This window comes from Mesorhizobium sp. M0437, from assembly GCF_040321335.1.
In the GTDB taxonomy this organism is placed as follows: Bacteria; Pseudomonadota; Alphaproteobacteria; order Rhizobiales; family Rhizobiaceae; genus Mesorhizobium.
On sequence record NZ_JAMYRK010000143.1, the window covers coordinates 1 to 4,167 of the forward strand.

At 59.1% G+C, this 4,167-nt stretch carries 5 protein-coding genes and 2 pseudogenes; 3 read left to right on the forward strand and 4 right to left on the reverse strand.

All coding sequences use genetic code 11. The features are described from left to right. Positions 1-542, reverse strand: a pseudogene (locus NKI72_RS34090) (transposase); the annotation flags it as partial. 401 nt (positions 543-943) lie between these two features. Beyond that, positions 944-1,075 (reverse strand): hypothetical protein, encoded by a 132-nt coding sequence (locus tag NKI72_RS34095; RefSeq protein ID WP_352852134.1) that lies wholly within the window; start codon positions 1,073-1,075, stop codon positions 944-946. Positions 1,076-1,204: 129 nt separating this feature from the next. Between NKI72_RS34095 and NKI72_RS34100 the strand changes: the two genes are divergently transcribed. Both NKI72_RS34100 and NKI72_RS35600 read left to right on the forward strand, forming a co-directional pair. After that, positions 1,205-1,930: a Crp/Fnr family transcriptional regulator gene (locus NKI72_RS34100; RefSeq protein ID WP_352852136.1), complete on the forward strand. Its 726-nt coding sequence runs from the start codon at positions 1,205-1,207 to the stop codon at positions 1,928-1,930. A 9-nt stretch (positions 1,931-1,939) separates the two neighbouring features. Then, positions 1,940-2,218 carry a DUF6894 family protein gene (locus tag NKI72_RS35600; RefSeq protein WP_502909010.1) on the forward strand — a complete coding sequence of 93 codons (279 nt, stop codon included), beginning with the start codon at positions 1,940-1,942 and terminating at the stop codon, positions 2,216-2,218. Positions 2,219-2,511: 293 nt separating this feature from the next. Here the strand turns inward: NKI72_RS35600 and NKI72_RS35605 are convergent, their stop codons facing one another. Then, positions 2,512-2,982, reverse strand: coding sequence for an ATP-dependent DNA ligase (locus tag NKI72_RS35605; protein ID WP_502909011.1), 471 nt, complete (start codon positions 2,980-2,982; stop codon positions 2,512-2,514). Next, positions 2,946-3,059, reverse strand: a pseudogene (locus tag NKI72_RS35610) (ATP-dependent DNA ligase); the annotation flags it as partial. The gene NKI72_RS35605 and the pseudogene NKI72_RS35610, both read right to left, overlap by 37 nt. A gap of 224 nt (positions 3,060-3,283) precedes the next feature. Here NKI72_RS35610 and NKI72_RS34110 point away from each other — a divergent pair. Further along, a complete protein-coding gene (locus NKI72_RS34110) occupies positions 3,284-3,499 on the forward strand; it encodes a DUF3606 domain-containing protein (RefSeq protein WP_352852137.1) in 216 nt (71 codons plus the stop codon). The last annotated feature ends 668 nt before the right edge of the window (positions 3,500-4,167 follow it).

Below are 4,167 nucleotides of genomic sequence, written 5' to 3' on the forward strand. Positions count from 1 at the left end.
CACCGGCAGACCTTCCTCGCGATAGAGACGGTAGAGACGGTCGCCCCCAGATGCTTCGCCCTCGCGCCTGAGCAGAATGAACAGCCGCCGGTAGCCGAAGCGTCGACGCTCGTTGGCGAGGTCACGCAGCCGACCACGCAGCTCCGTCTCTGGCGGTCGGCGAGACTGGTAGCGGATCATCTTGCGATCGGCGCCAACGAAGGAACAGGCCCGACGCTCCGATAGGCCCATGACGGCCTGCAGATGCGCGACGGCTTCGCGCTTGGCGGCGGGCCCTACCATTTTTTTGACAGAAGCTCGCGCAATGCCGAGGCTTCGAGCATCTGATCGGCGAGCAGCTTCTTCAGCTTGGCGTTCTCGTCTTCCAGAGCCTTCAGCCGCTTGGCGTCAGAGACGTCCATCCCGCCATACTTGGCCTTCCAGTTATACAGCGTCGCCTCGGCGATCCCATGCTTGCGCGCCAGGTCGCCCGCCTTTGCACCCGCCTCATGCTCGCGCAGAACCGCGATGATCTGCTCTTCCGTAAACCGCTTTCTCTTCATCAGTCCGTCCTTCAATCAAGGTCCGGACTCTAATCTCAGATGCAGGAAATTCTCAGTGGCAGGTCAAAGCCAAGCAGCCAAGCAAAAAAACCTAAAGCTTCGGCCTTAGATCAGCAACCAAAAGACGCGCTTCTCTCAAAATCGAGGCACGATCGAGCCCGACCAGAGATGCGATGTCGTGTATTTGCTGCTCGGTTGCTCCGGACTCCCGGGCAAGTCCGCTTACGAATTCTGGATTCAGGCGGGCTCGCCCTTGTTCCTCTGACATCACACCAAATGCCTCGTGTTGGACCAAGAGTGCGATGGTCGCTCCTAAGCGTCAGCGGCCATGTTTTTTTGCTGACGATCCGCCATTGTACGCTTTCGGACAGATTTCTGCCAGCGGGCCGGGAAAGAAAGGCCTAGCTCTCATCGTCGCCCAGCAGCGAGGCATGGCGTATATATTTGTGCTCGCCGCGGAGGTGCTTGACGGAGCCGATCAGCCTTGGCTTGGCCGGTGCGTGCCGGCCGCTTGTGTACGGATTCGTACTCATGCGGACTTACCGTCGGATATCATTGCTAGAGACAGGGATTAGGAGGATATTTGGCCATCGCTTGCTGACATCAGGGCGCAAGCGACTGAGAGATGTGCGTGCTCTTGCCCCGACGGGGAGGCGACGAGCATGGCTCAGCTCCAGCAATCAATCATTCGCAATCGTCTGCTGACGTCTTTGTCGCCTGACGACTTTGCACTGGTGCAGCCGCATCTTGAGGCGGTCACATTTGAGTTGCGAGAACATCTGTTCAGAGCCGATCAAACAATCGCGCATGTGACCTTCCCAGAATACGGGATTGCATCAATCGTCGCCGACACCGGGGAAGGACGGTTTGAGGTCGGCATGGTGAGATCGGAGGGTTTGGTGGGTACAGCTTTGGTGCTGGGCGTGGACCGCACGCCGCACTCCTGCATGGTTCAGGCTGCGGGCGAAGCATTCCGCATTGGAGCCGGAGACCTACACGCTGCGATGGACCAGAGACCCGCGTTGCGTGCGCTCCTTCTGCGCTTCGTGCATACCTTTATCGTTCAAGTCAGCCAGACGGCCTATGCCAACGCCGGCTACTCCATTGAGGAGCGGCTGGCGCGATGGCTGCTCATGACGCATGACCGGCTGGAGCATGATGACATGCCCCTCACGCATGAGTTCATGAGCATCATGTTGGGTTCGCGTCGGCCCGGCGTCACGATTGCGGTGCAGATGCTGGAGAGCGTCGGCGCGATCAGAGCCACGCGTGGAAATATCACGCTTCGGAATCGCGAGAAGCTGGAACAGATTGCTGGCCAGTGCTACGGCTTCGCCGAGAAGGAATACTCCAACGTGTTCCAATTCCCGATCAAGCGAGAGAGATGAGTAGCGGCCTTGCGCTACTTCCTGAATGTTCGCTATCGCGGTCGGATGATACCTGACGCCGAAGGTGACGAACTGCCAGACGATGAGGCTCTACGCGCCCATGCGCTCGCCAATGCGCGGGACCTCGTCTTCCGCACACGCATGTACACGATCCGCAGTTGGTTCGACTGCAGTTTCGAGGTCACTGACGAGAGCGGCAGAGTGGTCCTCGTAAATGCCATTCGACGAGGTGCTTGGGCCAGCTTAGCCGGTCCGAAACGCGACTGTTCGGATCATACGAAGCCTTGAGGGCCGCAACAATCCCTGCCTAAAATCTTGGCTAAGTACAGGGAGGAATACATGGCCCCCGCTAGGCCTTCTCCTCCCTGAAGTCTTGCAAAGAGGCGTGCCGCAGATCTTGCCGCGCAAGTGCTTCACGCGGCCAATCAGCCCTGGCTTCACCCATTGCGTCGCCGGCCGCTTCATGCCCTTCGGCGCAGGGCCTGCGTGTTCCTAGACGCGCTTCCAAAGCCGCTCGCGGATCTCGCGACTTGAATTTATGAAGGCCGAGCCAACATATTTGCGCGTGCCAATCTCCCCAATTAGAGCAAAGGCTGGCTTGCCGATTTCACGCTCGACGCCCAGCAGTTCGAATTCCCCGATCGGATAGCTTTTTTTTTCAGCCAGTTCGTGGTCGGGCCGCTGCGATATTTGCTGTCGCGACGCTTGGACACCATCCCCTCGAGGCCTGTCTGGTCGACGAGATGATAGATAGCGTTGGCATCACCGGGGAACGCCTCGCTGAACTGGATGCGGATGTCGGGCGGGACGAGGCCGGCCAGGATCTCTCGCCGATCTTGCAGTGCCATGTCGCGCAGATCGTGGCCGTTGAGGTGCAGCAGGTCGAAGGCGACGAAATAGAGATCGTGCTGACGCCGCGTGATTGCCTTTCGCAGTTCGCCGAAGTCCGACAGGCCCTTGTCTTGAGGACGATGATTTCGCCATCGATGATGGCATTCTCGACGTCCAGCAGCTTGGCCGTTGCGGCCAGGTGGCGGTATTTCGACGTCCAGTCGAGGCCGCGGCGGGTGAAGATGCGAACGCCGCTGGGGTCTATGATGATCTGTGAGCGGTAGCCGTCGAACTTCACCTCGTGGGTCCGTCCGGCGCCGTCTGGTGGCTTGGCAACCAGCTTGGGTCCATCGGCGGAATGAACTCCAGGCGGCCGCCGGTACTTACAATTTTACGCACCCAGTCAATACTCGGCACAAAGCTTATATTACCCAGAGTGAACGGAACCTGATTCCGCATGGCTGTCGCAACGAAAGTAGCTTGCCAGCGTTGCCATTGATCCAAAAAGAAGGAGCAATCCGGATGGCCGACGACAAGCGCAAACGAGATTTCCGCGACCGCAACCGCGTCTCGGCGGACGAGGATTATGAGGTCGAATATTTCGCGACGGAGAATGGCATTACGCCGGAGCAGGTCCGGGAGTTAATCAAAGCGACCGGCAATGACCGCGCCGCTTTGACAGCGGCTGCGAAGCAACTGAGGACCGTTCTGGAAGGAGGCCCGCTGATCCCCAGATAGTTGGACATTCCCGATGGCGAGGGGCTTTGTTGACGGACCTTTTGATCTTTCATCACTCCGCTCCGCCATCATGGCGCCAGCCTTCATTAGCTGTTCGCGCAGCCTTGCAGTTTTCTCTTGCCTGGCCGCCCTCAATGCAAAAAACCGGCCGCGCTTTTCGGGCGGGCTCTGGTCCGACACTCAATGGCGGCGTCGTGCCTACCGCCCCAGCGGAAGCTTGGACGCCAAAACAAGGTTGTCCTCGTCCTCTATGCCGGCCATGAAATTTGCGATTATCCGCGATGCGAGAGCCTCACGTTCGTGATCAGATTGAGCGTTGACCTTTAGCCGATCGAACACGCGGCCCAGTAGGGCAATTTCGGACGGGGTGAAAACACCAGCTCGCTCAGCGGTTCGACGAATCGGCATGACACGGCCCCCTTCCTTGCGCAGGTAATCCTATTCGGAAATCCCAGCAAAAACAAAGCCCACCGCGCTGTTGGGCACGGCGGACAATCAAGCCCTGACACCAAGCTTAGGGACTTCGGGGGTTGGGCTTGCTTGGCGCCAGATAGTGGGGAGAACTTGCTGCGAGGTTTCGCAAATTCGTCGCGCCGCGCTACCGCCCGGAGCTTTATTACATGCGTGGCCCGGGGCCAGCCACCGCCCGCCGTATGGGCACGCCGCGG